Origin of the sequence: Microbacterium sp. HMWF026 (assembly GCF_003061325.1) — a bacterium.
In the GTDB taxonomy this organism is placed as follows: Bacteria; Actinomycetota; Actinomycetes; order Actinomycetales; family Microbacteriaceae; genus Microbacterium; species Microbacterium testaceum_E.
In genome coordinates, this window is the sequence record NZ_QAJB01000026.1 from 1 (window position 1) to 1,365 (window position 1,365).

Below are 1,365 nucleotides of genomic sequence, written 5' to 3' on the forward strand. Positions count from 1 at the left end.
TCGCGCGTCGCGAACGGACGCGCGAACGTCGACCCCGACACCCGCCAGCGCGTCCTGGACGCGATGGCCACGCTCGGCTACCGCCCCAACCGCGCCGCCCGCGCGCTGCGATCGGGCCGGTTCCGCAGTATCGGCGTCATCATGTTCTCGCTCAGCTCGTACGGCAACACGCGCACGCTCGACGCTCTGGCGTCGGTCGCCGCGGCATCCGGTTACTCGATCACCCTCATCACCGTGCAGTCGGCGTCGCAATCCGACGTGTCGGGGGCGTTCCTGCGCCTGCGCGAGCACGCGGTCGACGGCATCGTGATCCTCATCGAGACGCACCGGCTGGGCGAGAACGAGCTGTCGATCCCCTCGGGTCTTCCGGTCGTGGTCGTCGATTCGAGCGCTGATTACCCCTACGCCGTCGTCGACAACGACCAGGCGCAGGGGGCCCGGCTGGCGACCGAGCACCTGCTCGATCTGGGTCACGAGACGGTGTGGCACGTGTCGGGTCCGCCCGAGTCCTTCGCCGCCGAGCGTCGCCGCATCGCCTGGCGTGAGGCCCTCGAGGATCGGGGATGCCGCGTCCCCGACGTGCAGATCGGCGACTGGACGGCCGAGTCGGGCCACCGCATCGGCGCCGAGCTGGCGGTGCGGCCCGAGGTGACCGCGGTGTTCGCGGCGAACGACCAGATGGCGCTCGGCGTCATCCGCGCCCTGCACGAGGCGGGGCGGGCGGTGCCCGGCCAGGTGAGCGTCGTGGGCTTCGACGACATGCCCGAGGCGGCCAACTTCTGGCCGCCGCTGACCACCGTCCGCCAGCGCTTCCAACGCGTCGGCGAAGAGGCGATGAGCGCCCTGATCGCCGACATCGAGGGGCCGGGCGGCGAGCACGCCCGCACCCTCGTGCCGACGTCGCTCGTCGTCCGGGCGAGCTCCGGCCCGCGCTGAGCCGGGCCGACGTCGCTCGTCGTCCGGGCGAGCTCCGGCCCGCGCTGAGCCGGGCCAACGTCGCTCAGTCCCGGGGCGGGCTCAGCGCTCGGCGACCGCGGAGCCGTGCCCGTGCGGCTCGGGCGGGGCTCGCGCCGCCCGGGCATTGCGGCGGCGGTCGGCTCTCCCATAGGCTCGCTGTTGACGTCAACATGTTGACGTCAACACGCCCCCCACCGAGGTCGCACCGCTGCGACCGGATCGGAATGACGATGACGTCGATTCGACTGCTGTCGATGACCTGCGCCGTGGCCCTGGCCGCCGGCGCGTTCGGAGCCGCGGCCGCCGTGGCACCCCCTCCGGCCCACGCGGCCGGGTCCGCGCCCGTGCGCATCACCCCCAACCCCGCCACCGCGTCCGAGAAGCCCTTCGAGGGGTGGGGCACGAGCC

At 73.3% G+C, this 1,365-nt stretch carries 1 protein-coding gene; it reads left to right on the forward strand.

Going from position 1 to position 1,365, the window contains the following annotated elements; all coding sequences use genetic code 11:
- Nucleotides 1-936, forward strand: a 936-nt coding sequence (locus DBR36_RS01205) for a substrate-binding domain-containing protein (RefSeq protein WP_108317211.1), incomplete at its 5' end; no start/stop codon positions are given.
- Nucleotides 937-1,365 lie beyond the last annotated feature (429 nt).